The organism is Curtobacterium sp. MCBD17_034 (genome assembly GCF_003234515.1).
Taxonomy (GTDB): domain Bacteria; phylum Actinomycetota; class Actinomycetes; order Actinomycetales; family Microbacteriaceae; genus Curtobacterium.
In genome coordinates this window covers 1-26483 of record NZ_QKTN01000007.1, presented here as the reverse complement: position 1 = coordinate 26483, position 26483 = coordinate 1, and the positions used below count along the sequence as shown (strand labels likewise).

At 71.6% G+C, this 26483-nt stretch carries 27 protein-coding genes, 2 tRNA genes and 1 rRNA gene; 5 read left to right on the top strand and 25 right to left on the bottom strand.

From position 1 onward, the window contains the following. Nucleotides 1-11: 11 nt before the first annotated feature. From mutM to DEI92_RS12390, 6 genes are all read right to left on the bottom strand, one after another. A complete protein-coding gene (mutM, locus tag DEI92_RS12415; protein WP_111013713.1) occupies nt 12-977 on the bottom strand; it encodes a bifunctional DNA-formamidopyrimidine glycosylase/DNA-(apurinic or apyrimidinic site) lyase in 966 nt (321 codons plus the stop codon). Continuing rightward, a complete protein-coding gene (rnc, locus tag DEI92_RS12410) occupies nt 977-1702 on the bottom strand; it encodes a ribonuclease III (RefSeq protein WP_258368504.1) in 726 nt (241 codons plus the stop codon). Before rnc ends, mutM begins: the two co-directional genes overlap by 1 nt. A 70-nt stretch (nt 1703-1772) precedes the next feature. Next, nucleotides 1773-1976, bottom strand: a complete 204-nt coding sequence (gene rpmF / locus DEI92_RS12405; protein ID WP_111009303.1) for a 50S ribosomal protein L32 — start codon at nt 1974-1976, stop codon at nt 1773-1775. Nucleotides 1977-1979: 3 nt separating this feature from the next. Continuing rightward, nucleotides 1980-2534 carry a DUF177 domain-containing protein gene (locus DEI92_RS12400; RefSeq protein ID WP_111009304.1) on the bottom strand — a complete coding sequence of 185 codons (555 nt, stop codon included), beginning with the start codon at nt 2532-2534 and terminating at the stop codon, nt 1980-1982. A gap of 125 nt (nt 2535-2659) precedes the next feature. Next, nucleotides 2660-3142 carry a pantetheine-phosphate adenylyltransferase gene (gene coaD / locus DEI92_RS12395; RefSeq protein ID WP_111013712.1) on the bottom strand — a complete coding sequence of 161 codons (483 nt, stop codon included), beginning with the start codon at nt 3140-3142 and terminating at the stop codon, nt 2660-2662. A 26-nt stretch (nt 3143-3168) separates the two neighbouring features. Further along, entirely contained in the window at nt 3169-5409 is a 2241-nt protein-coding gene (locus DEI92_RS12390) for an ATP-dependent DNA helicase RecG (RefSeq protein ID WP_111013711.1), read from the bottom strand. Between the two features lie 84 nt (nt 5410-5493). On the opposite strand from DEI92_RS12390, the gene rsmD reads away from it, so the two are divergent. Further along, nucleotides 5494-6063 (top strand): 16S rRNA (guanine(966)-N(2))-methyltransferase RsmD, encoded by a 570-nt coding sequence (gene rsmD / locus DEI92_RS12385; protein WP_111013710.1) that lies wholly within the window; start codon nt 5494-5496, stop codon nt 6061-6063. A gap of 30 nt (nt 6064-6093) precedes the next feature. Here rsmD and thiL read toward each other — a convergent pair whose 3' ends face one another. Then, nucleotides 6094-7092 (bottom strand): thiamine-phosphate kinase, encoded by a 999-nt coding sequence (gene thiL / locus DEI92_RS12380; protein WP_111013709.1) that lies wholly within the window; start codon nt 7090-7092, stop codon nt 6094-6096. A 38-nt stretch (nt 7093-7130) separates the two neighbouring features. On the opposite strand from thiL, the gene DEI92_RS12375 reads away from it, so the two are divergent. Further along, nucleotides 7131-7661: a DUF3515 family protein gene (locus tag DEI92_RS12375; RefSeq protein WP_181434890.1), complete on the top strand. Its 531-nt coding sequence runs from the start codon at nt 7131-7133 to the stop codon at nt 7659-7661. 14 nt (nt 7662-7675) lie between these two features. Here DEI92_RS12375 and DEI92_RS12365 read toward each other — a convergent pair whose 3' ends face one another. From DEI92_RS12365 to leuC, 6 genes are read right to left on the bottom strand one after another with little or no spacing between them, the layout of a single operon-like run. Further along, nucleotides 7676-8803 (bottom strand): D-alanine--D-alanine ligase family protein, encoded by a 1128-nt coding sequence (locus DEI92_RS12365; protein WP_111013707.1) that lies wholly within the window; start codon nt 8801-8803, stop codon nt 7676-7678. Between the two features lie 4 nt (nt 8804-8807). Next, entirely contained in the window at nt 8808-9833 is a 1026-nt protein-coding gene (locus tag DEI92_RS12360; RefSeq protein ID WP_111009379.1) for an NAD(P)H-dependent glycerol-3-phosphate dehydrogenase, read from the bottom strand. Between the two features lie 43 nt (nt 9834-9876). Further along, the gene (locus DEI92_RS12355) at nt 9877-10701 is read right to left on the bottom strand and encodes a 1-acyl-sn-glycerol-3-phosphate acyltransferase (protein ID WP_258368495.1); all 825 of its coding nucleotides are present in this window, start codon (nt 10699-10701) and stop codon (nt 9877-9879) included. A gap of 7 nt (nt 10702-10708) precedes the next feature. Beyond that, on the bottom strand, nt 10709-12076 hold the full coding sequence (gene murA / locus DEI92_RS12350) for a UDP-N-acetylglucosamine 1-carboxyvinyltransferase (protein ID WP_111009310.1): 1368 nt from the start codon (nt 12074-12076) through the stop codon (nt 10709-10711). Next, nucleotides 12077-12673 carry a 3-isopropylmalate dehydratase small subunit gene (gene leuD / locus DEI92_RS12345; RefSeq protein ID WP_111013706.1) on the bottom strand — a complete coding sequence of 199 codons (597 nt, stop codon included), beginning with the start codon at nt 12671-12673 and terminating at the stop codon, nt 12077-12079. Next, nucleotides 12673-14187, bottom strand: coding sequence for a 3-isopropylmalate dehydratase large subunit (leuC, locus tag DEI92_RS12340; protein WP_111013705.1), 1515 nt, complete (start codon nt 14185-14187; stop codon nt 12673-12675). Before leuC ends, leuD begins: the two co-directional genes overlap by 1 nt. Nucleotides 14188-14502: 315 nt before the next feature. Here leuC and DEI92_RS12335 point away from each other — a divergent pair, with 315 nt between their 5' ends. Further along, entirely contained in the window at nt 14503-15576 is a 1074-nt protein-coding gene (locus DEI92_RS12335; protein ID WP_111013704.1) for an FUSC family protein, read from the top strand. Nucleotides 15577-15698: 122 nt separating this feature from the next. Here DEI92_RS12335 and DEI92_RS12330 read toward each other — a convergent pair whose 3' ends face one another. The 4 genes from DEI92_RS12330 to DEI92_RS12315 form a co-directional block, all read right to left on the bottom strand. Continuing rightward, nucleotides 15699-16301 carry a histidine phosphatase family protein gene (locus DEI92_RS12330; RefSeq protein ID WP_111009314.1) on the bottom strand — a complete coding sequence of 201 codons (603 nt, stop codon included), beginning with the start codon at nt 16299-16301 and terminating at the stop codon, nt 15699-15701. Next, complete coding sequence (locus tag DEI92_RS12325) at nt 16298-16675, bottom strand: CrcB family protein (RefSeq protein WP_111009315.1); 378 nt, start codon at nt 16673-16675, stop codon at nt 16298-16300. Before DEI92_RS12325 ends, DEI92_RS12330 begins: the two co-directional genes overlap by 4 nt. Continuing rightward, nucleotides 16672-17199 carry a CrcB family protein gene (locus DEI92_RS12320; RefSeq protein ID WP_111013703.1) on the bottom strand — a complete coding sequence of 176 codons (528 nt, stop codon included), beginning with the start codon at nt 17197-17199 and terminating at the stop codon, nt 16672-16674. Before DEI92_RS12320 ends, DEI92_RS12325 begins: the two co-directional genes overlap by 4 nt. A 212-nt stretch (nt 17200-17411) precedes the next feature. After that, nucleotides 17412-17484 (bottom strand) — tRNA-Glu (locus tag DEI92_RS12315). 98 nt (nt 17485-17582) lie between these two features. Here DEI92_RS12315 and DEI92_RS12310 point away from each other — a divergent pair. Beyond that, a complete protein-coding gene (locus tag DEI92_RS12310) occupies nt 17583-18623 on the top strand; it encodes a DUF72 domain-containing protein (protein WP_111013702.1) in 1041 nt (346 codons plus the stop codon). A gap of 20 nt (nt 18624-18643) precedes the next feature. Here DEI92_RS12310 and DEI92_RS12305 read toward each other — a convergent pair whose 3' ends face one another. The 4 genes from DEI92_RS12305 to DEI92_RS12290 form a co-directional block, all read right to left on the bottom strand. Continuing rightward, complete coding sequence (locus tag DEI92_RS12305) at nt 18644-18892, bottom strand: hypothetical protein (RefSeq protein ID WP_111009318.1); 249 nt, start codon at nt 18890-18892, stop codon at nt 18644-18646. 11 nt (nt 18893-18903) lie between these two features. Then, nucleotides 18904-19809, bottom strand: coding sequence for a carbohydrate ABC transporter permease (locus tag DEI92_RS12300; RefSeq protein WP_111009319.1), 906 nt, complete (start codon nt 19807-19809; stop codon nt 18904-18906). Further along, the gene (locus tag DEI92_RS12295) at nt 19806-20792 is read right to left on the bottom strand and encodes a carbohydrate ABC transporter permease (protein WP_111013701.1); all 987 of its coding nucleotides are present in this window, start codon (nt 20790-20792) and stop codon (nt 19806-19808) included. The genes DEI92_RS12300 and DEI92_RS12295 overlap by 4 nt, the downstream gene beginning before the upstream one ends. 162 nt (nt 20793-20954) lie before the next feature. Beyond that, entirely contained in the window at nt 20955-22250 is a 1296-nt protein-coding gene (locus tag DEI92_RS12290; RefSeq protein WP_258370190.1) for an ABC transporter substrate-binding protein, read from the bottom strand. A 254-nt stretch (nt 22251-22504) separates the two neighbouring features. Here DEI92_RS12290 and DEI92_RS12285 point away from each other — a divergent pair, with 254 nt between their 5' ends. Further along, nucleotides 22505-23485, top strand: a complete 981-nt coding sequence (locus DEI92_RS12285; protein ID WP_111013700.1) for an endo-beta-N-acetylglucosaminidase H — start codon at nt 22505-22507, stop codon at nt 23483-23485. Nucleotides 23486-23653: 168 nt separating this feature from the next. Here DEI92_RS12285 and DEI92_RS12280 read toward each other — a convergent pair. From DEI92_RS12280 to rrf, 4 genes are all read right to left on the bottom strand, one after another. Next, nucleotides 23654-23725, bottom strand: a tRNA-Gln gene (locus DEI92_RS12280). Between the two features lie 53 nt (nt 23726-23778). Beyond that, on the bottom strand, nt 23779-24717 hold the full coding sequence (locus DEI92_RS12275; protein WP_111013699.1) for an NAD(P)/FAD-dependent oxidoreductase: 939 nt from the start codon (nt 24715-24717) through the stop codon (nt 23779-23781). 65 nt (nt 24718-24782) lie between these two features. Beyond that, nucleotides 24783-26270, bottom strand: a complete 1488-nt coding sequence (gltX, locus tag DEI92_RS12270) for a glutamate--tRNA ligase (RefSeq protein ID WP_111013698.1) — start codon at nt 26268-26270, stop codon at nt 24783-24785. Between the two features lie 107 nt (nt 26271-26377). After that, nucleotides 26378-26483 (bottom strand): 5S ribosomal RNA (gene rrf / locus DEI92_RS12265); the annotation flags it as partial.

The window sequence follows — 26483 nt, the reverse complement described above, 5'->3', positions numbered from 1 at the left end:
GTGGGCACAGGCTAGCCCAGGCGCGACCGCGGCCGTCGCTGGCACACGGGGCAGCGGTGGCTCGAGCGGTTCATGAACGCCTCGCGCACGATCGTCGCCCCGCAGCGGGGGCACGGCTGACCTTGTCGCCCGTACACGGCGAGCCGCTGGGAGAAGTACCCGGACTGCCCGTTCACGTTGACGTACTGGGCGTCGAAGCTCGTGCCGCCGTCCTCGAGCGCCCGGCGGAGCACCGCGCGCACCTCGTCGAGCAGGCCGGTCAGCGCGCGCCGGCTCAGTGCGTCGGCGGGGCGGTCGTGGTGCAGCCGGGCCGCCCACAGGCTCTCGTCCGCGTAGATGTTGCCGATCCCGCTGACCACACCCTGGTCGAGCAGCACCCGTTTGATGCCGCTGTGCCGCCGGTGCGCGAGCGCGACGAACCGCGCGTCGTCGAACGCGGGGTCGAGGGGGTCCCGTGCGATGTGCGACACCTGCGTCGGGATTCGCCGTCGCCACGCCCCGTCGGGATCCGCGTGGTCGGCGGCACCGGCGTGCCCCGCGGGTGCGCTGTCGACGGTCGGGACGGTCGCGTCGACCGCCATCGAACCGAAGGTCCGCTGGTCGACGAACTCGAGCTCGACCGGCGGCTCGACGAGGCCGTCGGCGGTCCGGCCCGCGGGCTGCACCGCGAGGACCACCCTGCGGTGCCGAGCGGCCGGGCGGTCCCGACCGAGCAGGATCTGACCGCTCATGCCGAGGTGCGCGACGAGGGCCTCCGGACCCGCGCCGACGTCGTCGAGCGGCATCCACAGGAACTTGCCGCGCCGCACGGCGGCCTGCACGGTGCGCCCGGTCAGGCGGGCGACGAAGTCCTCGGCCGGGCCCCGGTGTCGCGTCAGAGCGCGCTCGTCGACGACCTGGACGTGGAGCACGCGGGCGCCCGTGACGGCCGGTTCGAGGCCCGCGCGGACGACCTCGACCTCGGGGAGTTCGGGCACTAGCGGGCGTCACCCGTGCCGGCGTCGGGGCCGTCCGCCGCGAGGAGGTCGACCGATTCCTCGCCGCGGCCGGACAATCGCGTCCACGCGCCGAGCGCCGCGGCCATCTCGGCGTTCTTCTTGCTCGATCCGGTACCGCTCGCGATGTCCTCGCCCATGAGCACCACGGTGGCGTGGAAGGTCTTGTCGTGGTCGGGGCCCTCTTCGGTGACCCGGTACGCGGGGTTGCCGAGGGACCGTGCCGACGCCAGTTCCTGCAGGCTCGTCTTCGGGTCCATCGCCGCGCCGAAGCGGTCGGGGTCGACGAGCAGGGGCTCCACGAGGCGCAGCACGAGCGCGGTGGCGACGTCCGGCCCCGCGGACAGGTAGGTCGCGCCGATGACGGCCTCGACCGTGTCGGCCAGGATCGACGACTTGTCCCGGCCGCCCGTGAGCTCCTCGCCGCGACCGAGCTTGAGGAAGGCGCCGAGGCCGATGATGCGGGCGATCTCGGCGAGGGCGACGGTCGACACGAGACTCGCGCGTCGCTTGGCGAGCTCACCCTCGTCCAGATCCGGGTAGTCGCGGTAGAGCTTGACCGTCACGGCCTGCCCGAGGATCGAGTCACCGAGGAACTCGAGTCGCTCGTTGTGCGCGATGCCCCCGTGCTCGTAGGCGAACGAGCGATGCGTCAACGCCAGGTCGACGAGATCCGGGTCGACGTCGACGTCGAGGACGGCCAGCAGACGTGCAGCGTCCGACTCCGCGGGGGTCGACCCACGGGAACCGGACGCTGCACGCACTGATCCGCCTCGATCAGACGTCGGCGACCTTGCGGCCCTTGTACTCCATGTAGAGCGCGGTGCCGGCGCTGTCCTCGACGACCTTGGCGCGGTGCGGGAGGCTGTAGGTGACCTTGCCGTTCTCGACGGTCTTCACGAGCGCGACGGGCGCCGCCTTCCACTGCGAGCGGCGGGCGTGCGTGTTGGCGCGGGACTTCTTGCGCTTGGGAACGGCCATGGCTTATCTCTCTTCCTTGTCGGCGTCAGGACGAGCGCCGTCGGGGTCGGTGGTGTCGATTCGGAGTGCTGCGAGCGCGGACCAGCGCGGGTCGATGACCTCTGGGGTCACACGCTCGCCGACGTCCGCCAGGCGCTCACCCGTCACCGGGTCCAGTCCTGGGCAGTCCGGTCGGCAGACCGGTCGGAACGGCAGTGCGAGCACCACCGCGTCTCGGATCACCGGTTCACAATCCACGTGATCATCGTGAACCTGGAGATCAGAATCCTCCGAGGCATCATACGCGAACAACTCGGTGAAATCGACCTCGACCGGCTCGGTGATGTCGATCAGACAGCGGCTGCACTCGCCGACGGCCTCGGCGTCGGCGTGGCCGGACACCAGGATCCCCTCGTGCAGCCCCTCGAGTCGGACCTCGACGTGGAGCGCCCCACCGACCGGTACGGCGACCTGTCCGGCACCGAACGGTTCCGCGAGCTCGACGTCGATGACGTGCTCGCGCATCTCGCCCGGGCGGTGCATGATGTCACGCACCGGCAGGGTGTACGGGGTGTTCACGAAGCCAGGCACGAGGATCGATCCTACCGCGCATCCCGCCCGAGAGCGAGCGCCAGCATGCGGCGCGCACCCGGTGCGGTGCGGGCAGGACGGCGGCGACCGCCACCGACGGTCACCGCTCCGGGTCAGTGGGCCAGGGCCTCCACCACGACCCGCGGCACGTAGGGCGAGACGTCCCCACCGAGCGACGCGACCTGCCGGACGAGCGAACTCGACACGTGCGAGCGACCGGGCTCGGGGACGACGAACACGGTCTCGACGCCCGCGAGGTCGCGGTTCACGGCCGCCATCGGTGTCTCGTACGCGACGTCCGCGCTCGACCGCACCCCCTTGACGATCACGCGCGCACCGACCTGCCGGCAGTAGTCCACGAGCAGACCGGAGGACCACGACTCCACCCGGACGCCGTCGTGCAACCCGGCCTCGTCGAGCGCGGCGTCGATGAGCCGGACCCGTTCCGCGGCGTCGAAGAGGCTGCTCGTCTTGTCCGGGTTGTGCACGACGAGGACGTGGACCTCGTCGAAGATCGTGGCGGCACGCTGGATCACGTCGAGGTGCCCGACGGTGACGGGGTCGAACGAGCCGGGGACGACGGCGATCTGGGGCATGGACCGACCCTACCGACGCCGCCGTGTCAGTTCTTGCCGAGGAACGCCGCGTCGGTCTCGTCGAGGCGCCGGTCGAGCGCGGCCCGGAGCACGGCGTGGTGCTCGAGCGTCGGGTCCGCCGTCAACAACCGCTCCGCCTCACCCCGGGCGTCGACGATGACGTCGGCGTCCCGCACGACCCGCAGGAGCGTGAGCGACGACCGGCCGCCCGACTGTCGCTCACCGAGCACGTCGCCCTCACGTCGGAGTTCGAGGTCGACGCGTGCGAGCTCGAACCCGTCGTCCGAGCCGGCCACCGCGTCCACGCGCTCGCGCGCCGGTGTGCCGTCCTCGGCGCTCGTCACGAGCAGACAGACGCCCGGGTGACCGCCACGCCCGATGCGCCCACGGAGCTGGTGCAGCTGGGACACCCCGAACCGGTCGGCGTCGAGGACCGCCATCATCGAGGCGTTCGGGACGTCGACGCCGACCTCGATCACGGTCGTCGCGACGAGCACGTCGACGTCCCCGGCGGCGAACGCGGTCATGGTGGCGTCCTTGTCCTCGGCGGGCATCCGACCGTGGAGGACCGCGATCCGCCGGTCCCGCAGCTCCGGCATCGCGCGGATCCGCTCCGCCGTCCCGACGACGGTGGCAGGGGGACGACGAGTGGGACCCGTCGCGCCCGCGTCGGCCTGGACCGCGTCGTCACCGGCTTCCTCGCCCTCCTCGACCGAGCCGTCCTCGATGGCCGGGCACACGACGAACGCCTGCCGCCCGGACGCCAGTTCCTCGGCCATCCGGGTCCAGATCCGGTGCTCCCAACCCGGGTGGTCCGCGAGGGCGACGGTGTGGGTCTCGACGCCGGCCCGACCCGAGGGCAGCCCCTGGATCGTCGACACGTCGAGGTCGCCGAAGACGGTCATGGCGACGGTGCGCGGGATCGGGGTCGCGGTGAGGACGAGCACGTGCGGCGGGGTCCTGCCCTTGGTGCGCAGGGCCTCGCGCTGTTCGACGCCGAACCGGTGCTGCTCGTCGACGACGACCAGGCCGAGCTCGGCGAAGTCGACCCGATCGCCGAGGAGCGCGTGCGTGCCGACGACGAGCCGTGACCCGCCGCTCGCCGCCGCGAGGAGCGCCCGCTGCCGCTCGCGGGAGGACTGGGAACCGGTGACGATCACCGGCCGGAGCTCGGCGGCGAGGTCCGGTCCGAGGAACCGCACGATCGAGCGGAGGTGCTGCGCCGCCAGGACCTCCGTCGGTGCGATGAGCGCCGACTGGCCGCCGGACTCCGCCACCGTGAGCATCGCGCGGATCGCCACGAGGGTCTTGCCGGATCCGACCTCGCCCTGCACGAGCCGGTGCATGGGGTGGTGCTCGGCCAGGTCGGCGGCGATCTCCGCGCCGACGGCCGTCTGGTCGTCCGTCAGCGTGAAGGGGAGGTGCCGGTCGAAGCGCTCGAGCACGCCACCCGGCGCCGCGACCCGCGGCGTCGACGCGGTCGCCCGCGCGGCCAGGCGCCGTCGGACGAGCGCGGTCTGCAGCACGAAGGCCTCGCGGTACCGGAGCGCGTCCTGCGCGGCCTTCCAGTCGGCGGTCCGCTCGGGCCGGTGCAGGAGCTCGAGCGCGCGCCGGTGCCCGAGCAGGCCCAGTCGGGCGCGCACCGACGACGGCACCGGGTCCTCGAGCTCGGGCAACGTGTCGAGCACGACCCCGACGGCCTTGGCGATCTGCCACGACGACAGCGTCGAGGTCGCCGGGTAGATCGGGATCGGCTGTCGCGACCAGCGCATCGCCTGCTCGCCGTCGGCGTCGGCCGTGGCCCGCGGGTCGTCGGCGTCGAACAGCTCGTAGTCGGGGTGCGCGAGCTGCCGTGCGCCCCGGTAGTCGGACACCTTGCCCGCGAAGATGCCGCGTGCGCCCGCGACGAGGTCCTTCGCGCGCCAGCCCTGGTTGAAGAACGTGAGTGTGAGGATGCCGTTGCCGTCGCCGATGCGTGCCTCGAGGATGGACCCGCGCCGCTGCCGCATCGTCCGTTCACGGACGTCCACGACCTCGGCCACGATGGTCACGGACTCCCCCACCGCGAGCTCGTCGAGGGCCGTCAGCGCGCCGCGCTCGGCGTACCGCCGCGGGGCGTGCGCGAGCAGGTCGCCCACCGTGCGGATGCCGAACGCCTTCTCGAAGGCCGTCGCGGTGCGGCCGCCGAGCACCCCACTCAACCGTGCGTCGAGCGGGTCCGGAGTGACTGCCGGGGACGACGCGGACGCGGGACTGGCGGTGACCACGTCGCAACGGTAGTCGCTCCCGCCGACATGCACCGGGCCTCCCGGCCGTGCACGACGTCCGCTGGTGCCGATACGGTGTCGTGCGTGACCCGGATCATCGCGGGGGCCGCTGGCTCCACGACGCTGCGCGTGCCGCGGGCCGGCACGCGACCCACGAGCGACCGTGTGCGCGAGGCCCTGTTCTCCTCGCTCGACGCGCGGGGACTCGTCGCCGGCGCGGCGGTGCTCGACCTCTACGCCGGCACGGGCGCTCTGGGCCTCGAGGCGGCGTCACGCGGCGCGGTCGAGGTCGTGCTCGTCGACCGCGCAGCACCCGCGGCAGCCGCCTGCCGCGAGAACGCCCGGTCGGTCCAGCGGAGGACCGGCGGCGCCACCCACATCGACGTCCACGCACAGTCCGCGCTCGGGTACCTCCGATCCACCGGTCGCCGCTTCGACCTGGTGTTCATCGACCCGCCGTACGAGGTGGACGAGGACGAGATCCACGCCGTGCTCGCGGCCCTCGTCCCCCGGCTCGGGCCGGAGGCGCTCGTGGTCGTGGAACGCAGCACCAGGTCGCCGCAGCCGACCTGGCCCGACGGCCTCCAGGCCTGGAGCAAGCGCACGTACGGCGACACCGTCGCGTGGGAGGCCGCGCCCGACATCACGGACTGACCCCGGCGCCCACCGCGCTCGTCCCTGGTGTCAGCCGACGGCGCCGTCCCAGCCCACGTACGGGTCCCACCCCTGCGTCGACACCGGGACGCCACCGCGCGTCACGCCCGGCGCACCGGCCGCCGACACGGCCGTCCCGATCCGCCGGAACCCGGCCGGGAGGCCCGACCCGCGTGGGAACGTCGCGAACAGTCCGTGGTCCTCACCGCCGTGCAGGGCCGGCCCCTCCGGGACCACCGACGGGTCGAGGTCGATCGTGACACCGCTGGCCCGGGCCACGCGACCGGCATCGATCGCCAGCCCGTCGGACAGGTCGAGCATCGCGGTCGCCCCGGCCTGGGCGGCGAGGACCCCCGCGGCGACCGGCGGACGGGGGCGACGCTGCCGCTCGACGCCCGGGTCCGTCCCCCCGGGCGAGGCCGCCAGGAACGCCGCGGTCCGTTCGGCGTCCGGTTCGCCGCGGTCGTCGACCCCCTCCGCGAACAGCCGCGCGAGTCCCCGGGCCGCGACGCCGAGTTCACCCGCGACCGCGACCTGGTCACCCGCTCGTGCGCCCGACCGGAGCACCGGCGCCCGGCCCTCCAGGTCCCCGAACGCCGTGACCGTCACCGTCGCGGTCGCCGACGTCGACAGGTCGCCGCCGACCACGCCGCAACCCGGGGCGAGGGTGGCACACGCCGCCGCGAACCCGTCGGCGATGGCCTCGAGCACGCCCACCGGGGTCTGCGGCGGCACGGCCAACGCCACGAGCAACGCGGTCGGGCGCGCCCCCATCGCAGCGACGTCGGACAGGTTCGTCGCGGCCGCCTTCCAACCGACGTCCGTCGGCGAGGACCACGCCCACCGGAAGTCCGGGCCGTGCACCATCATGTCCGTCGTCACGACGAAGCGTCCGTCCGGCGCGGTGACGACCGCGCAGTCGTCGCCCGGGCCGAGCAGGGCGGATGCGGCGGACGGGAGCCGACGGGTGATCCGACCGAGCACGCCGAGCTCGCCGACGCTGCCCACCGTGTCGTCGCTGTCGTGCACTCTCCGACCGTACCGTTCGCTCGGGTAGCCTGATGGCGATGCACTCCTCGCGCCGACTCCCCCGGGCACTCGGGGCGATCGCCCTGGCGGTCGGCCTCGTCGCGGCCCTCGAGGGCTGTGCTGACGCCGTCGCGCTGACGCCGGCGCCGGCGGCGAACTCCGCGGCCTGCGCCGCGGTCCAGGTGCGCCTGCCCACCACCGTCGAGTCGAAGCTCGCGATCCGAGCCACGAACGCGCAGTCCACGGCCGTCTGGGGCACCCCGGCAGCCGTGGTCCTGCACTGCGGCGTGCCCGTGCCGACCGTGTCCGACCTGCCGTGCTTCACCCTCGGATCGGTCGACTGGATCCGGGACGCCCGGAAGGACTCCATCGTCTACACGACGTTCGGACGCTCGCCCGCCGTGCAGGTCGCACTCGATCCGACGGCGGCGACGAGCGACGTGCTGCAGGACATCGGGGACGCCGTGTCGACCCTGCCGAAGGACGGCCACGCGTGCCTCGACCCCTCGGACGTGGCAACGCCCTCCGCGCCCGCCACGCCGTCGGCGAGCGCCACCCCGGCGGGCTGACCCGCCACGACCGCTCAGCGGACGGCGACCGCCCCGAGCTCGACGAGTTCGCGGACGAGGTCCGGGTAGGGCAGCCCGGACGCGGCCCAGCACCGGGGGTACATCGAGAACGGGGTGAACCCGGGCATGGTGTTCACCTCGTTGACGACGAACCCGTCGTCCGTGAGGAAGCAGTCAACCCGTGCGAGGCCCGAACCGGCGATCGCCTCGAAGGCGCGGGCGGCGATGGAACGGACCTCGTCGGTCTCGTCCTCGGACAGCGGGGCGGGACACCGGAGCTGCTCGTCGCCACCGAGGTACTTCGCCTCGAAGTCGTAGAACCCCGCTTCGTCGACGACGATCTCGCCCGGGAGGCTCGTGCGCGGGGTGCCATCGCGACCCTCGAGCACCGCGACCTCGATCTCGCGCCCGACGATGCGTGGCTCGACGATGACCTTGCTGTCGTGCTCGAACGCGGTCGCGAACGCCGCCGGGAGCTGTCCCGGCTCGTCGACCCGCGAGACCCCCATGCTCGACCCGGCACGCGCGGGCTTCACGAACAGCGGCCACCCGTGCGCGGCCGCTCGCTCGAGGACGTCGGCCTCGTCGGCGTCCCATTCACGGCGGAGGACCGTCGTCCAGGGCGCCACCCGGAGACCGGCGTGCTCGAGCACGACCTTCGACAGGTGCTTGTCCATGCCGACCGCGCTCGCGAGGACGCCGTCGCCCACGTAGGGCAGCCCCACCAACTCGAGGAGGCCCTGGACCGTGCCGTCCTCGCCGAAGGGGCCGTGGAGGATCGGGAACACGACGTCGACGTCGCCGAGCGAGGTGATGGATCCGTCGGCCTGCACCACCGCGAGGGCGCGGGAGTCGACCGAGTCCGGCCAGCGCACGCGGGTGCCGTTGTCCGGGACCGAGGGGAGGTCGGAGCCGCGTAGGGCCCAAGCGCCCGGGTCGTCCGACTGCAACGTGAACGCGCCCGCACGGGTGATGCCGACCGGCACGACGTCGAACAGCGAGCGGTCCATCGCGGCCATGATCCCGCCCGCGGTCACGCAGCTGATCGCGTGCTCGCTCGAGCGGCCGCCGAACAGGACCACGACACGGGTCCGAGCCCCGGCTCCGGCCGGCCGGGCGTCGATGGCGGTCGTCTGCGTCATGGGATCACTCGCCCTGGGGTTCGTCGGTCTCGGTCAGGTGCGGCGCGATGTTCCGCGGGTCGAGCCTACCGGCGAGCACCTCGCCCACCTGGCTGACGATGGGCATGTCGACGCCGTGGTCGGCGGCGAGCGCCAGGATCGGAGCGACCGACGCCAGACCCTCGGCGGTCTGGTTCATCTGCCGGACGACCTCGTCGTATCGGTAGCCCTGGCCGAGCAGTCGGCCCGCGGTGTTGTTCCGCGACAGCGGTGACTGGCACGTCGCGATGAGGTCGCCGAGCCCGGCGAGACCGGCGAGCGTCTCGGGGCGCGCACCGTTGGCGACCGCGAACCCGGTCATCTCCGCGAGGCCACGGGTGATGATCGACGCCTTCGTGTTCTCGCCGTAGCCGACACCGTCGACGATGCCGATGGCCACCGCGATGAGGTTCTTGAGCACGCCGCCGAACTCGGTGCCGATGACGTCGGTGTTGATGAACGACCGGAAGTACGGGTTCGTGGCGGTCGCCGCGACGGCGGTCGCGGTGTCGGTGCTCGTCGACGACACGACGGCCGCCGTCGGCTGTCGTCGTGCGATCTCGAGTGCGAGGTTCGGGCCGGACGCCACCGCGATCCGATCCGGATCGATGTCGAGGCCCTGCTGGAGGACCTCGCTCATCCGGAGGCCCGTGCCCTTCTCGACGCCCTTCATGAGGCTCACGACGGGCGCCTCGACGGGCAGCAGTGTCCGGACCGCCTCGAGGTTCGCGCGCAGGCTCTGACTGGGCACCGACACGTAGACCTGCTCGGCACCGTCGAGCACGCGGTCGAGGTGGTCCGAGGCGGTCAGCGTGCGCGGGAGGTTGATGCCGGGCAGGTAGTCGGAGTTCCGCTTCGTCTCGGTGATCTCGCGCGCGACCTCGGGTCGACGCGCCCAGAGCACGACGTCGGCCCCGCCCTCCGCGAGCACCTTGGCGAACGTTGTGCCCCAGCTCCCCGCGCCCAGCACGGCGACCCGTCGCGACTCGGCGCGACGGAGGACGACGTTGATGGCGGCGGTGTCGACCGCGCCGCGGCCTGGATGGTCGGGCGCGTCAGGCAAAGCGGCCGGTCTCCTTCTGGTTGTTCGCTGCCGGGTCCCACCGCTCGGCGGGTGCACGCTCGCCGCGCAGCTCCTCGACGAGCGCGGTGATCGCCTGCATGAGCTCGGCGGTGGCCTGCTGCAACAGGTGCTGGTCGAGCGGACGTCCCCGGTACGCGGAGAGGTCGAGCGGCTCGCCGATCGCGACGTCCACGCGCGACGGCGGGAAGAGCCGGAGCGTGCGCCCGTACCGCGGCATGATGCGCTGTGTGCCCCAGTGGGCCATGGGGATGAGCGGGACGTCGTTCTCGAGCGCGAGTCGGACCGCGCCGGTCTTCCCGCGCATGGGCCAGAGGTCCGGGTCGCGCGTGAGCGTGCCCTCGGGGTAGACGATGAGACCGCCGCCGCCCGCCACGAGGGCACGACCACCGGTGAGCGGGTCGCTGCCGCGGGTCCGTCCGGAGCGCTCGACGGGGACGTTGCCCATGCCGCGCATGAAGTACCCGAGCACCGGGACCCGGAACAGCGAGGCCTTCGCGAGGTACTGCGGGAGTCGACGGTGTAGCCACACGACCGTGCCGACGACGAGCGGGTCGATGTTCGTGTAGTGGTTCGGCGCGACGATGAACGGACCCTCGGCCGGCAGCCGCGTGCTCCCGTGCCACCGGAACCGCGCAGCGACCCGGATCATCGGGATGACGATCGACGCGACGACCCGGAACGCACCGTTCAGGTCGCCCCGGTGGAACCGCCGTCCCGGGGTGGGCAGGCCAGCGGTGACGACCTCGCGCCCGCCGCCCTGCTGCCCGCTCGTCGACCCCGTGCCGTTGTCCGGCACCGCGCCCTCACCCGGCAAAGTCGAAGTCCGCGCCGAGCTTGCGGAGCTTCGGGATGAAGTGCTCGTACCCACGGCTGATGATGCCGACGTTCGTGATGTGCGACTCACCGCTGGCGGTGAGCGCGGCGATGAGGTGGCTGAACCCGCCCCGGAGGTCGGGCACGCGCACGTTCGCGCCGTGCAGCGGCGTGGGTCCGGTGATCACCGCGGCCTGCTCGAAGGGACGACGAGCGACTCGACGGTCGTGGCCGGGCAGTCCCTCTTTGTGCACGACGATGTCCGCACCCATCTCGTTGAGCGCGTCCGTGAACCCGAACCGGTTCTCGTACACGGTCTCGTGCACCACGCTGCGGCCCTCGGCCTGCGTCAGTGCCACGACGAGCGGCTGCTGCCAGTCGGTCATGAAGCCGGGGTGGACGTCGGTCTCGATGACGACGGGCTTGAGCACCTCGACCTCGCGGTAGAAGCGGATGCCGTCCTCCTGGATGTCGAACCCGCCGCCCACCTTGCGGAAGACGTTGAGGAAGGTCATGAGGTCCTGCTGCTTGGCACCCTCGACGAAGATGTCACCGTTCGTGGCGAGTGCGGCGGCGGCCCAGCTGGCGGCCTCGTTGCGGTCGTTGATCGCCCGGTGCGTGTACCCGCGCAGCTTCTCGACGCCCTCGATGAAGATCGTCCGGTTCGGCTCGACGGAGACGACGGCGCCCATCTTCTGCAGGATCGCGATGAGGTCCATGATCTCGGGCTCGATCGCGGCGTTCCGCAGCTCGGTGACACCCTCGGCCAGCACGGCGCTGAGGAGCACCTGCTCGGTCGCGCCGACGCTCGGGTACGGCAGTTCGATGTTCGCGCCCTTGAGACCGTTCGGTGCCTCGAGGTGGATGCCGGCGACCTGCTTGTCCACGACGGCGCCCATCGCGCGGAGCGCGTCGAGGTGGAAGTCGATCGGGCGGTCGCCGATGCGGCAACCGCCGAGGTCGGGGATGAACGCCTCGCCGAGCTTGTGGAGCAACGGACCGCAGAACAGGATCGGGATGCGGCTCGACCCGGCGTGGGCGTCGATCTCGGCGAAGTGCGCGCTCTCGACGTTCGAGGGGTCGAGGATGAGCTCGCCACGGGCAGGATCGCTGATCCGGACGCCGTGCACCTCGAGCAGGCCCCGGACGACCTTGACGTCGCTGATGTCCGGCACGTCGCGGAGGATCGAGGGTGTGTCGCCCAGCAGCGCGGCCACCATCGCCTTGGTCGCGAGGTTCTTCGCGCCGCGGACCTCGATGCGTCCCACGAGCGGCTTGCCGCCGCGGATGACGATCTCGTCCGACTTGAGACCGACGCGAGCGCCTGCAGCCGCTGCGTCCTGTACGAGAGAGTTCACTTACTTCACCGGCAATGTCTCGGGCCGCCACGAGGCGCGGCGGGATTCGAACTCCGTGATCGACGGTTCGTCGCGGAGGGTGAGCCCGATGTCGTCGAGCCCTTCCATCAACCGCCATCGAGTGTATGCGTCGATCTCGAACGGGACGTCCACATCACCCACCGACACGCGCTGCGCGACGAGGTCGACCGTCGCCTCGACTCCGGGCGCGGCATCGATCGCCGCCCAGATCCGCTCGACGTCGGACTCGGTGACCACGGCGGTCAGCAGCCCCTGTTTGCCGGCGTTGCCGCGGAAGATGTCCGCGAACCGCGGCGAGACGACCACCCGGAACCCGAAGTCCCGGAGCGCCCACACCGCGTGCTCCCGGCTCGACCCCGTGCCGAAGTCCGGACCGGCGACGAGCACGGACGCACCCTGGTACTCGGGACGGTTGATGACGAACCCGGGATCCTGCCGCCAGGCGGCGAACAGGGCGTCCTCGAAGCCCGTCTTCGTCACCCGCTTGAGGTAGACGGCCGGGATGATCTGGTCGGTGTCGACGTTCGCCCGACGCAGCGGTGCCGCCACGCCGGTCACGACCGAGAGCTTGTCCATCAGTGTTCCTCCTCGGGCTGCGCGACGCCTGCCTCGGCGTCGGCGACGGTCGTGCGGCCAGCGGCGACACCGACCGGCGTGACCTCGTCCACGGCACGCCGCGCGTCGTCCTCCTCGAGGTCCCACGGGCTCGACAGCGTGCCCCGGACGGCGGTGGCCGCGGCGACGAGCGGTGACACGAGGTGTGTCCGGCCGCCCTTGCCCTGGCGCCCCTCGAAGTTGCGGTTCGACGTGGACGCACATCGCTCGCCGGGGGCGAGCTGGTCTGGGTTCATGCCGAGACACATCGAGCAGCCGGCGAACCGCCACTCCGCGCCGAAGTCGAGGAACACCTGGTCGAGCCCCTCGGCCTCGGCCTCGAGGCGGACCCGCGCGGACCCGGGCACCACCATGACCCGGACGCCCTCGGCCTTGGTCCGACCGCGGACGATCGAGGCGAACGCGCGGAGGTCCTCGATGCGCGAGTTCGTGCAGGAGCCCATGAACACCGCGTCGACGGGGATCGCCTTCATCGGGGTGCCGGGGGTGAGGTCCATGTACTCGAGCGCCCGTTCGGCGCCCGCACGGGCGTTGGCGTCGGCGAAGTCGGCCGGCGAGGGCACGGTCGCCGACAGCGAGACGCCCTGACCGGGGTTCGTCCCCCACGTCACGAACGGCTCGAGCTCGTCGGCGTCGATGAACACCTCGGCGTCGAACACGGCGTCGTCGTCCGTCGCCAGCGTGTCCCAGTAGGCGACGGCGTCGTCCCAGTCCTGCCCGCTCGGGGCGTGCGCCCGTCCGCGGAGGTAGTCGTAGGTCGTCTGGTCGGGTGCGACCATCCCGGCGCGTGCACCGGCTTCGATCGACATGTTGCAGATCGTCATCCGGCCTTCCATCGAGAGCGCCCGGATCGCGCTGCCGCGGTACTCGAGGACGTAGCCCTGACCACCGCCGGTGCCGATCTGCGCGATCACGGCGAGGATGACGTCCTTCGCCGTGACACCGGGGCGCAGCGTCCCCTCGACCGTGATCGCCATGGTCTTGAAGGGCTTGAGCGGCAGCGTCTGCGTGGCGAGGACGTGCTCGACCTCGCTCGTGCCGATCCCGAACGCCATGGCCCCGAACGCGCCGTGGGTCGAGGTGTGCGAGTCGCCGCACACGACGGTGATGCCGGGCATGGTGAGGCCGAGCTGCGGTCCGACGACGTGCACGATCCCCTGCTCGGCGTCCCCGAGCGGGTGCAGCCGGACACCGAACTCCGCGCAGTTGCGCCGCAGGGTCTCGATCTGCGTCCGGCTCGTCGGGTCGGCGATCGGACGGTCGATCGCGAGCGTCGGCGTGTTGTGGTCCTCGGTGGCGATGGTGAGGTCGGGGCGGCGGACGGGCCTCCCGGCCTGGCGGAGGCCGTCGAACGCCTGCGGACTCGTGACCTCGTGCACGAGGTGGAGGTCGATGTAGAGGAGGTCGGGAGTGCCGTCCTCGCCCTTGACCACGACGTGGTCGTCCCACACCTTCTCGGCGAGCGTCCTGCCCATGACCTCGTGCCTCCCATGCGTGTGGTCGCCTGTCCTGTCGGACGGCGACCGGGTCGTCCGCGCACCCCGAGCGAGGTGCGCCTCCCGCGTGTCGCGGGCCCGGCGGGCGCCGGGTCCAGCGAGTCTACGCTCGCGTCCGGGCCCTCCGAGGCCCGTGGATGCCCGCAACCACGGGCCTCGAGCGTCCATTCCCGGTCCGATCCGCATGCTGGCGCGGATTGGTATACCAGCAGCACGACACCTGTCGTTCTTCTCCGTCTCGCGCGTCGTCCGGGCGTCCTCCCCCAGCACGCCCGGTGGGATGATGGACAGGACATGACGACGACCGAACGACCCCCCCACTCCGCCCGCACGATCAACATCGAGGGAGCGGCACGGGCCGCCGTGGCCGGCGGGGTCCCGCTCGCCGTGCTCATCGGTTCCGGTCTGTCGGGCTACGCCGCCTTCGCGCTCTTCGCCGGGTTCGCCGCGATCCCGGGCGCGCGGGAGCCCTACGGACGACGCGTCGTCACCGTCACCACCGCGGGCCTGCTGCAGGCCGCGTGCATGCTCGCCGGCGTCACGATGAGCATGACCGGGGCGCCGCTCTGGGCCGAGGCGGTCGGACTCGCGGTCGTCCTCGTGGTGGCCGTCGGCACGCTCTCGGTCCTCCAGGCCATCCCCGCGCAGCCCATCTTCCCCGTGTTCGCGTTCGTCGTCTGCTCGCTCGTACCGGTGACCCCGGCCCAGCTGCCGGGCGTGGTCGGGATCGTCCTCGGCGCCGTGGCGTTCGCCTGGGTGGTGTCGATGGGCGGGTTCCTCGCCCGGGCCGTGTGGGGCGAGTCGATGCGCCACCTGTTCCGACCCTTCGTCGAGCCACGACGCCGGTCCTTCGCCGTGCTGCGGAGTCCCGCCCTGTGGGAGACCGTCGGCCTCAACCTGGTCGGCGCGCTCGTCGCCGGCGCGGTCGGCGAGGCGACGGGGCTGGGACACCCGTACTGGGCGGTGGTGGCGGTCGTGTCGACGCTCCCCGCGCTCCGGCAGCGGCACACGATCCAGCGCGCTGTGCAGCGCGTGGTCGGCACCATCGGCGGCACCGTGGTCGCCGTCGGCGTCCTGCTCCTGCACCCGACGGACTGGTGGATCGTCCTCATCGCGGTGCTCGGCCAGTTCTGGGCCGAGATCTTCGTCGCGCGGAACTACGCGGTCTGCCTGCTGTTCCTCACGCCGCTCGCCCTCGCCGTCTCGTGGCTCAGCCTCCCCGAGGCACCCGAGCGTCTCACGGTCGAGCGGATCGTGCAGACCGCGCTCGGGGCGGCCGTGAGCGTCCTCCTGCTCCTGGCCGGGCGCGCCGTCGAGCGTCGCCGTGGCCGGCCCCTCGGTGCGACGAGCGCGATCCGCACCGTCTGACGGCCGGGAGCCGTCCGACGGCTGGGAGGGCCGGGGAACGACAGCGCGGCACTCCCGGCACCGGGGCCGACGGTTCGACGGCCGGGAGGGACGGGCCGCCCCGGCCCTCCCGGCCGTCGGGCCTATCCCGGCTGGACGTTCCAGTGGTCGATCACCGGGCGGCCGTGTTCGTAGCCGAGCACGCTGACCGAGGCGGTCGAGAGCGCGAGGACTGCGCCGTCCTGCGGCGCGAGTCGGATCCAGGCCGCACCGATCGCGCGGAGCACGTGCCCGTGCGCGACGAAGATCGCGTCCTGCCCCTCGGCGAGCACCGGTCGCGCCCGGTCGAGCACCCGTTCGGCCCGGACCCGGACCTCGGCGGCGTTCTCACCAGGGGTGTCGCCGGCGGGGACGCCGTCGGTCCAGAGGTCCCAGGGCCCGTGCCGCTGCACCTTGATCTGCGGCGTGGTCAGTCCCTCGTACGCGCCGTAGTCCCACTCGAACAGGTCCTCGTCCGGCTCGGCGTCGACGCCGACGAGCCGCGCGGTCTCGCGCGCTCGCTCGAGCGGGCTCGACAGCGCGAGGGCGAAGTCGCGATCGGCGAGGAACCGCCCCGCGCGCTTCGCCTGTTCGATGCCGTTCTCCGTCAGGGGGATGTCCGTCCTACCGGTGTGCTGGCCGCTCTTCGACCACGCGGTCTCTCCGTGGCGGACGAGGACGAGTTCACCGGGGCGTTCCGAGGTCATGTGTTCCTTCCGAGGAGGAGGCCGAGCGCTGCGGCGCCGACCGAGACGACGAGCATGCCGATCCCGTTCAGCAGCGCGAGCCACGGATGACCGGCACGCACGAGCTGGACCGTCTCGACACTCGCCGTCGAGAACGTCGTGTACCCGCCCATCATGCCCGTCCCGAGCGTCGCGACGACCAGGCTCGGGAGCAGCCCGGCCGTTCCGAGTCCGGTGACGTACCCGAGGACGAGCGATCCGCTCACGTTGATGACGATCGTCCCGAGGGGAAGGGAGCGCGGCCAGTGCGCTCTGACGGCGCCGTCGAGGACGAAGCGGAGCACGGCGCCGACGCCACCGCCGGCCGCGACGAGCACGAGTTCGACCGTGCTCACCGACGCGCTCCCCCGGCGTCGGTGCGCGTCACCGCCGCGACCACCAGACCCACGACGACCGCGACGAGCCCCGCGACGACCGAGAGGAGGCCGTACCCCACCGCGGTGCCCGCGTGGCCGGTCCGGAGCAGCGTGGCCGCGTCGACCGCGAGCGTGCTGTAGGTCGTGAAGCCCCCGAGCACGCCCGTCCCGAACAGGAGCCGTAGGGATCGGCGGCGCCCCTCGTCGGAACCGCGGCGCGTCAACGCCTCGAGCAGGAGCCCGAGGCAGAACGCGCCGAGGACGTTGATGCCGAGGACCGGCCACGAGGCGGGACCGGACGGCAGGGCCGAGGTGATCAGCGCTCGCGCAGCCGTCCCGACCGCTCCGCCGAGCGCCACGAGGCCGATGGACGGCCAGCGGAGATGCAGCGGACGGATTGGCGCACCGCTCGCGGTGTCGTCGACCTCGACGTCAGGGTCGGACAGCAGGCCGTCACCGCTCGACGCGGGGGCGGCGCTCGGTCCGCCGGACGCGTTGGTCATGGTGCTCCCATCTGCTGGACGCGTCGAGGACGCGCGATCGGAGACAGGGACCGTCGTCGCTCGACCGGCCGGTCGGCGAGGTTCGGGTCCGGCAGGCCCCACTGGCGGGTGGGAGACCCCTGGAGCGTACCAAGCCGGAACGACGGAATCCCCCGCCCGCGGGCGAGGGATTCCATGCGGCTGCCGTGCTGGTTCTGCAGTCACTGTGCGCGTGACCCCAGCGGGATTCGAACCCGCGTTACCGCCGTGAGAGGGCGGCGTACTAGGCCACTATACGATGGGGCCGTTCCGGCAACCAGAAGAGTATGACACAGGTCCGGGTCACGACGCAAAACGAGCGGCCGTCGGTGTGTCGGCCCGGCGCCGGGGCATACCGTGGGGCGATGCCCGACCCCGACCCCGACCCCGACGACCGCGCCGAGTCCAGCGAGGGCGAAGGGCGCATCGGGGGCGCCGCCACCATCGGGGGCACCGACCGTCGCGCGCTCGCCCGGTCCGCCGGGGCCCCTCCGACGGGCGCCCTCGCCCGCGTCGGGCTCTCCGGGTGGCAGTACGACGGCTGGCGGGGCGACTTCTACCCGCAGCGCCTCGCCAAGCGCCGCTGGCTCGAGTACGTCGGCGATCGGTTCCCGACCGTGGAGCTCAACGGCTCGTTCTACTCGCTGCAGCGCCCCGAGCGGTACCAGGCGTGGCGGCACGCCGTCCCCGACGGCTTCGTCTTCGCCGTGAAGGGCGGGCGCTACCTCACGCACATGCTGCACCTGCGGAACGTGCACACGGCGCTCGCGAACTTCATGGCGTCGGGCGTCCTCGAGCTCGAGGACCGGCTCGGGCCCATCCTCTGGCAGCTCCCCGCGGCCTTCGCCCCCACCCCCGACGTCCTCGACGCCTTCCTCGACCAGCTGCCCACGACCTTCGACGCCGCACGGGCGCTCGCCGACGACCACGACGCGAAGGTGCGCGCGTCGGACAGCGTGCCCGGTTCCGACGGCGACGGTGACGGGCGATCCGGGGACGGCACGCCGGGCGGACGGGTCATCCGTCACGCGCTCGAGGTCCGCACCCCCGCCGCCGTGACGCCGGACCACCTCGCCGTGCTCCGCCAGCACCGGGTGGCGTTGGTGGACAGCGACGCCGGTACGGCCTGGCCCCGCTTCGACGCGCCGACGACCGACTTCGCGTACCTGCGCCTGCACGGCAGTCCAGAGGTCTACCACAGCGGCTACGACGAGCACGCGACCGGGCAGTGGGCGCACCGGGTCGAGGAACACCTCCTCGCCGGGCGGGACACGTTCGTCTACTTCGACAACGACGCCGAGCGCCACGCACCCTGGGACGCGTTGGCGCTCGACGCGGCGCTCGCTGCGCGGGGTGCGGTCAGCCGGGAGGCACCGCACCGGCCCGGCGGCACCCTCGGGTCCTGACCGGGCGCGGTCGCGATCCGTCAGCCGCTCCCGCCGACGTCATGGGAGGCCTCCCGTCCGTCGTGCCCGCCGGTCCGGCGGACGAGCGCCGCGCGCCGATGCAGCAGAGCCGCGACGAGCGCGACGACGACGAGCAACGCGAGCGCCCATCCGAGCGCGGACCGCCCGGTGAGCTCGCACGTGATCGTCACGACGAGGAGGACCGCGCCGAAGAACCCACTGAACCCGATCAACGTGTCGGTCGTGTCCGTGGGGCGCGGCGGCCGCATGCGCGCCACGATCAGCCCTTGACGCCACCGGCCGTCAGGCCGGCGACGATCCGACGCTGGAAGACGAGCACGAGGATCACGAGCGGGATCGTGACGATCGTGCCCGCGGCCATGACCGCCGTGTACGGCTCCTGGTGGGGCTGGCTGCCGGCGAAGCTCGCGATCGCCACCGTCACCGGCTGTGTCCGGTCGCTCGAGAGCTGACTCGAGATGAGGTACTCGTTCCACGACGAGATGAACGCCAGGATCGCCGTCGTGAAGACCGCGGGAGCGGCGAGCGGCAGGATGACCCGTCGGAACGCCTGGATCCGCGTGCAGCCGTCGATCCGCGCAGCCTCCTCGAGGTCCCACGGCATCTCCCGGAAGAACGAGGTGAGCGTGTAGACCGTCAGCGGCAGCACGAACGAGATGCTCGGCAGGATCAGGGCCTGGTAGGTGCCCATCCAACCGAGGTCCGTGAACAGCTGGAACAGGGGCGAGATGAGCGCCACGCCGGGGAACATGGACGCGGCCAGGATCGCGCCGGCGATCACCGACTTGCCGCGGAACTCGAGTCGGGCCAACGCGTAGCCGGCACTCGTCCCGACGAGCAACGCGATCACCGTCACGGTCCCACCGATGACGAGGCTGTTGCCGAGGGCACGTCCCAGGTGGTTGCCGAGTCCGGTGGAGAACGCCGTCCGGTAGTTCTCCAGCGTCACGTGGGTGGGCCAGGGCGTCGCGTCGAACGTGAAGCCGACGTCGCGGAACGACGTGACGACCATCCAGTAGAAGGGCAGGAGGCACCAGATGACGATCACGGCGGCGCTGATGCCCGTCCGGATCGCAGGACCTCGGTGCCGCTCGACCCGGATGGTCGAGGTGGTCGTGTCGCGATCGCGGACGGCGGCGCGGGCCCGAGGCGCTGCGATGGTCATCGGAGTTCACCCTTCTGCTGCGCGGCCTGCGTCTGCACGACGTTCGCACCGAGGAACCGGACGAACAGGAACGCCACGGCGAAGATCACGAGGAACGTGATCGTCGACAGGGCCGACGCGGAGTTGAACCCCTGTCGGATCTGCTCGACGACGAGGATCGAGAGCGTCGTGGTGGCGTTCCCCGATCCCCCGCCGCCGCCCGTGAGGATCGCCGGGAGGTCGTACAGGCGCAGCGCGTCGAGCACCCGGAACAGCACGGCCACCATGAGGGCCGGGCGGACGAGGGGCAGCGTGATGTGGAGGAACCGCTGGACCGTCGTGGCACCGTCCACCTTGCCGGCCTCGTAGACCTCCTCGGGGATGAGCTGCAGGCCCGCGAGGATGAGCAGCGCCATGAACGGGGTCGTCTTCCACGTGTCGGCGATGACGATCGCGAACCGCGACGACCACTCCCCACTCGTCCAGAGCACGTGGGTCCCGAGTACCTGGTTGAGAACGCCGTTGACGTCGAAGATGAAGTACCAGAGCTTGGCCGTCACGGCGGTCGGGATCGCCCACGGAACGAGCACCGCGGCCCGGACCAGCGCCCGCCCGGTGAACGGTCGGTTCATGATGATCGCCATCCACACCCCGATCACGGTCTCGAAGACGACCGTCACCGCGGTGAAGAAGAACGTGTTGCCGAACGACGTCCAGAACGTCGCGCCGAGGCTGCCGGGCGGACACGCGACCGCGCTCCCACCGGTGCCGCACCGCTGTCCGAGCCAGTGCACGTAGTTGGCGACACCGGCGAAGCCGCCGCTGACGAACATCCCGGTCGCCTTGTCCAGGCCGGCGTCGTTCTGGAACGACTGCACGATCGCGCTCACCACCGGGTACCCGATGACGATCGCGAGCAGGAGCAGGGTCGGGCCGATGAGCCAGACGGCCCACCGGCCGTGCGCGGCGTTGAGACCGCTCCGTCCCCGACGTCGTGGTTCCATGCCCGACGGGGCCGGGATCGCGGCCGGGATCTCTGTTGCTGCTGACACGGTGGCCTCCTCGCCTGGTGTCGCTTCGTACCGGTCTCCGGACGGAACGGACGGGAGGGGCGGCGCGGCTCCGTCACCGCGCCTCCCGTCCGTCGGTCGGGAGGACCTGGAGGGTCAGTTCGAGTTCGACGCCGACTTGACCGCGGCCTGCATGTCCTTGAGTGCCTGCTGCACCGACTTCGAGCCCTTGAGCGCGGCGTACGCGTTGTCCTGGATCGCCTTCGTGACCGCGGGGTAGTACGGCGTCACCGGACGGGGTTCGGCGCTCTTGATCGAGGTGAGCAGCGTGGGCAGGTACGGCAGCTTCGACGTCAGGGCCGGATCCGTGTAGAGGCTCCCGACGACGGGCGCGAGGGACCCCTGCGTCGCGAAGAACTTCTGGGTCTCGTTCGACTCGAGGAACTCGAGGAAGTCATGCGCGGTCGCCTTGTGCTTCGAGTACACGCTGATCGCGGCGTTGTGACCACCGAGCGTCGACGATCCGATGCCGTCGGCGCCCGGGATCGGCGCGATCCCGAACGTGTCCTTGACCGTCGACGAACCATCGGTCTTCGCGAGGTTGTACACGTACGGCCAGTTCCGCAGGAACAGCAGCTTGCCGGACTCGAACGCCTGGCGTCCCTGTTCCTCCTGGTACGTGATCGCCTCCGCGGGGATGTCGCCGTCCTTGAACGCGGTGACGAGGTTCTGCAGGCCTGCCCGGGCCTTCGCGGTGTCGAGCGTCGGTGTCGAACCGTCCTTCGCGAGCACCGATCCACCGGCACCGTTGATCGCCTCGGAGGTGTTCACCGTGAGGCCCTCGTACTTGGCGAACTGACCCGCGTAGCACCCGATCCCGGCCCGCTCGGCGATCGAGCAGTCCTGCATCATGGCCGACCACGTCGTCGGCGGCGTCGTCACGAGGTCCTTGCGGTAGTACAGGAGCGCGCCGTCCGACGTCTGCGGTGCGGCGTACAGCGTGTTGTTGTACGTCGCCGTCTTCACGGTCGGTGCGAGCAGCTTCGAGGTGTCGATCCGCATCTTCCCCGTGAGCGGCGTCAGCCAGCCCTTCGCCGCGAACTCGGCCGTCCACACGACGTCGACGTCGACGACGTCGTACCCCGAGTCCTTCGCCTGGAAGTGCTGCACCAGGTCGTCGTGCTGCTGGTCGGCCTGGTCGGACTGCTCCTTGAACGTCACCTTCTCGTCCGGGTGCGCGGCATTCCACTTGGCGATGAGCGGGCGGACGACGTTCGAGTTGTCCTTGCCCTGCACGTACGTGATCGGCCCGCGGCTGGTCTGGCCCGAGGTCGCGTCGCCGCCACCCGAACCCGAGCCGGAACCGCCGCTCGAACACCCTGCCAACGTCAGTCCGATCACCGCGACGCCGGCCGCACAGACGATGCGCAGCTTCCCTCGTGTCCTGTCCACTGTCGTCTCCTCGTTGAGATCGCAGGCGACACGCCTGAGCAGGCCTCATTGCCCGCTGGTTCGGGACGGTACCCCCGGAAGGGGGAGGCGCGCACCCGCTCGGGGCGTCGCGACACCACATCGTTATCAACCCGCTGGACGCCGGCCCGACTCCGAGGACGAGGCTGGTGCGGGGTTGACTGAAGCGCTTCAGTCAACCACGCTCGGTCCACGGCGAAGAACACCGCCACCCACCCCACTCGACGAGGAGTGCCATGCGCAGGACCACCACCACCACCACCACCACCGGGACCCGCGGGACCGTCACCCCCAGGAGCACCAGGCGATGGTGCATCGGGGCCGCGGCCGCCATCACGCTTGCGGCCGTGCCGCTCGCACCGTCCGCTGCGAACGCGGCGACGGCAGGCCGTCCGGACCACGGACATCAGCAGCACCACGCCGTCAAGCACGGCCCGACCAGCGTCGCGTACGTCGAGGTCAACAACGACCAGCTCGCGAACGTCGGCCGCTACACGCTCGCCGACGGGGCGAACGCGTTCGACATCGGGATCATCTTCGCCGCGAACATCGACGACGACGGCACGAAGGCGCAGCTGTCGCTCAACGCCAACGTCCAGGCGACGCTCGACCAGGCCGCCACGCAGATCCGGCCCCTCCAGGCGAAGGGGATCAAGGTCGAGCTGTCCATCCTCGGCAACCACCAGGGCGCCGGCATCGCGAACTTCTCCACACCCGCCGCCGCCGCGGACTTCGCACGGCAGGTCCGCGACGTCGTCACGAAGTACCGCCTCGACGGCATCGACCTCGACGACGAGTACTCGGACTACGGCGTGAACGGCACGCCACAGCCCAACGCGCAGTCGATCGGCTGGCTCATCTCGGCGCTCCGGGCAGACCTGCCGCACAAGCTGCTCTCGTTCTACGACATCGGCCCGGCATCGACCAGCCTCGACGCTTCGAGCCCGCGCATCGGCTCGAAGCTCGACTACGCCTGGAACCCCTACTACGGCACCTACAGCGCCCCGGCGACACCCGGCCTCCCGAAGTCGCGGCTCTCCCCCGCCGCCGTCGACATCCAGAGCACCCCGATCGCGACCGCGCAGGCGCTCGCACGACGGACCGAGGCGGAGCACTACGGCGTGTTCATGACGTACGACCTGCCCGACGGTGACGACAGCGCGTACGTGTCAGCACTCACGCACAGCCTCTACGGACAGGGTGCGACGTACCGCTGACCGGAACGGCCGCGCGGGACGCCCGGCGCGGGAGGGACGGTGGCGGCGCCGTCCCTCGCGCTCGCCCCAGGAGATCGTGCCGTCGACGGGCCGGCACGCCCGCCGGGCGCTCGCGACTGTTCCCCGGAAAAGCAGCAGGCCCCCGATCGCTCGGGGGCCTGCTCGCTGCTGGGGTACCTGGACTCGAACCAAGAACAACTGAACCAGAATCAGCCGTGTTGCCAATTACACCATACCCCAATGGTCACGAGGCAGCCTCGGACCATGGTTCCGTGGTGTCCGGAACCGAGTGTCTACTGTACAGCATCCCGAGCAGGCCGAAGACCACGGACGAGGTCACGATGGACGGCAGCGGCCGTCACGGCGCCGGCACCAGCCGCGACGATGAGCTGCTCGGGGCCGGGCGGGGTGACGTCGCCCACGGCGTACAGTCCCGGGACACCCGTCCGGCCGTGCCGGTCGACCACGACGAACCCGTCCTCGTCGTGGTCCAGCCGCGTGTCGAGGAAGTCGAGATCGACGTGCCACCGGGGTCGCACGAAGCCGGCGACACGCGGGACCACGACGCCGTCGACGAGCCGGACGCCCGTCAGTCCATCACGTCCGCCCTCGAGGTCGGCGATCGCCCGGTCCTCCACAGCCACCCCGGCGGCATGGAGGCGAGCGCGGTCGTCCTCCGACAGACGGCCCACGCCGTTCGTGAACACGACGAGGTCATCCGTCCACGCCGCCAGCACGAGCGCGCGCTCCGCCAGGTCGTCGGTCTCCCCGATCAACGCCAGCGGCTGCCCGGCCTTCTCGTACGCGTCGCACTCCACGCAGCTGTGCACGCTCGTCCCGTAGAACGCACGGAGGCTCGGGAGGCTCGGGAAGCTCTCGCGGAGTCCAGTCGCCACGACGACGGCCGCACCGCGCGCCGCGACGGGCGTTCCCCGCCAGGCGCCCGAGACCACCCAGCCGCCAGCGTCCGCGTGGACGTCATCCACCACCGCCTGCGTGACCGTCGCCTCGGGGTAGGCCTCGACCTCCTCGCGGCCGAGCTTCCGGAGCTCGAGGGGCGAGACGCCGTCACGGGTGAGGAACCCGTGCGCCCGCAGCGTCGCCGCGTTCCGCGGGCGGTTGGCGTCCAGGAGCAGCACCCGCCTGCGCGCGCGCACGAGGTTGAGCGCGGCGCTGAGCCCGGCAGGGCCGGCCCCGATCACGACGACGTCGTAGTCGTCAGCGGGGGGCACGTCGGGGCCGTGCGGCGCCGCAGGGGCGCTGCCCCGAGGCACCGCTCCCGCCCCGGATGGGTCCGTCACCGGTCGCGGAGCCGGCGGAGCCGGGTGAGCGTCGACGGCTTTCCCAGGATCTCCATCGACTCGAACAGCGGCGGACTCACCCGTCGCCCGGAGACCGCGACCCGCAGCGGACCGAAGGCGACCCGGGGCTTCAGGCCGAGCCCGTCGATGAGCGCAGCGCGGAGCGCCGACTCGATGGGCTCCGCTCGGAAGTCCTCGATCGCTTCGAGGGCGTCGATGGAGGCGTCGAGCACGGTCCGCGCGTCCTCCTTGAGGGTGGCGAGCGCGTCGTCCTCCATCGCGAGGTCGTCGTCCGCAACGAAAAGGAAACAGAGCATCCCCCGCGCATCACTCAGGACGTTCATGCGTTCCTGCACGAGCGGCGCCGCGCGCTGCAGCACGGACCGCTCGTCCACCGTCACCGGGTCGCTCAGCACGCCGTCGAGGTACGGCACCAGACGATCCGTGAAGTCGTCGACGGCGAGGAGTCGGATGTGATCGCCGTTGATCGACTCGGCCTTCTTGGGGTCGAACCGCGCCGGGTTCGGGTTGACGTCCACGACGTCGAACGCCGCCACCATCTCGTCGAGGGAGAACACGTCCTGGTCCGCCCGCAGCGACCAGCCGAGCAGCGCGAGGTAGTTCACCAGCCCCTCGGGGATGAACCCGTTCGCCCGGTGGTGGAACAGGTTCGACTCCGGGTCGCGCTTGGACAGCTTCTTGTTGCCCTCGCCCATCACGTAGGGCAGGTGCCCGAACCGCGGCACGAACGAGGTCACGCCGATCTGCACCAGGGCCTCGTACAGCGCGATCTGCCGTGGCGTCGACGAGAGCAGATCCTCGCCGCGGAGCACGTGCGTGATCCCCATGAGCGCGTCGTCGACCGGGTTCACGAACGTGTACAAGGGCTTGCCGTTCGGCCGGACGACGACGAAGTCCGAGAACGATCCGGCGGGGAACGTGATGTCGCCCCGGACGAGATCAGTGAACCCGAGATCGCGGTCCGGGACCCGGAGACGGAGCGCCGGCTGCCGACCCTCGGCCCGGTACCCCGCACGCTCGGCTTCGCTGAGGTCGCGCTCGAAGTTGTCGTACCCCTGCTTCGGATCACGGCCGTTCGCGAGGTTCCGGGCCTCCATCTCCTCCGGGGTCACGAACGACTCGTAGACGAGCCCCTCGGCCTTGAGGCGCTCGATGACGTCCACGTAGATGTCCGACCGCTCGGACTGCCGGTAGGGGCCGTGCGGACCGCCGACGTCGATGCCCTCGTCCCAGTCCAACCGCAGCCAGCGGAGCGCGTCGAGGATCTGCTCGTAGCTCTCTTCGCTGTCGCGGGCCGCGTCGGTGTCCTCGATCCGGAACACGAAGGTCCCGCCGGTGTGCCGTGCGTAGGCCCAGTTGAACAGGGCCGTCCGGATCAGTCCGACGTGGGGCGTCCCGGTCGGTGACGGGCAGAAACGAACTCGGACGTCGGAGCCGGAGGCGGTGGTGAATGGCGCTGTCATGACGCCCCGATCCTACCGTGACGCCCGTCGACACCGACCGGAGACGACGAAAAGCCCCTGATCAGCACGCTCCTCGAGCGAGTGATCAGGGGCTTCCCTGAGGTTGAGTCCGGCGGTGTCCTACTCTCCCACAAGGTCCCCCTTGCAGTACCATCGGCGCTGAGAGGCTTAGCTTCCGGGTTCGGAATGTGACCGGGCGTTTCCCTCTCGCTA

What these genes read in the sequence shown, in the direction of transcription:
- rpmF (WP_111009303.1), bottom strand. Translation starts at nt 1,976, where the DNA reads ATGGCCGTTCCCAAGCGCAAGAAGTCCCGCGCCAACACGCACGCCCGC.
- coaD (WP_111013712.1), bottom strand. Translation starts at nt 3,142, where the DNA reads ATGCCCCAGATCGCCGTCGTCCCCGGCTCGTTCGACCCCGTCACCGTC.
- DEI92_RS12375 (WP_181434890.1), top strand. Translation starts at nt 7,131, where the DNA reads ATGCACTCCTCGCGCCGACTCCCCCGGGCACTCGGGGCGATCGCCCTG.
- DEI92_RS12365 (WP_111013707.1), bottom strand. Translation starts at nt 8,803, where the DNA reads ATGACGCAGACGACCGCCATCGACGCCCGGCCGGCCGGAGCCGGGGCT.
- leuD (WP_111013706.1), bottom strand. Translation starts at nt 12,673, where the DNA reads ATGGACAAGCTCTCGGTCGTGACCGGCGTGGCGGCACCGCTGCGTCGG.
- leuC (WP_111013705.1), bottom strand. Translation starts at nt 14,187, where the DNA reads ATGGGCAGGACGCTCGCCGAGAAGGTGTGGGACGACCACGTCGTGGTC.
- DEI92_RS12335 (WP_111013704.1), top strand. Translation starts at nt 14,503, where the DNA reads ATGACGACGACCGAACGACCCCCCCACTCCGCCCGCACGATCAACATC.
- DEI92_RS12330 (WP_111009314.1), bottom strand. Translation starts at nt 16,301, where the DNA reads ATGACCTCGGAACGCCCCGGTGAACTCGTCCTCGTCCGCCACGGAGAG.
- DEI92_RS12320 (WP_111013703.1), bottom strand. Translation starts at nt 17,199, where the DNA reads ATGACCAACGCGTCCGGCGGACCGAGCGCCGCCCCCGCGTCGAGCGGT.
- DEI92_RS12310 (WP_111013702.1), top strand. Translation starts at nt 17,583, where the DNA reads ATGCCCGACCCCGACCCCGACCCCGACGACCGCGCCGAGTCCAGCGAG.
- DEI92_RS12305 (WP_111009318.1), bottom strand. Translation starts at nt 18,892, where the DNA reads ATGCGGCCGCCGCGCCCCACGGACACGACCGACACGTTGATCGGGTTC.
- DEI92_RS12300 (WP_111009319.1), bottom strand. Translation starts at nt 19,809, where the DNA reads ATGACCATCGCAGCGCCTCGGGCCCGCGCCGCCGTCCGCGATCGCGAC.
- DEI92_RS12295 (WP_111013701.1), bottom strand. Translation starts at nt 20,792, where the DNA reads ATGGAACCACGACGTCGGGGACGGAGCGGTCTCAACGCCGCGCACGGC.
- DEI92_RS12285 (WP_111013700.1), top strand. Translation starts at nt 22,505, where the DNA reads ATGCGCAGGACCACCACCACCACCACCACCACCGGGACCCGCGGGACC.
- gltX (WP_111013698.1), bottom strand. Translation starts at nt 26,270, where the DNA reads ATGACAGCGCCATTCACCACCGCCTCCGGCTCCGACGTCCGAGTTCGT.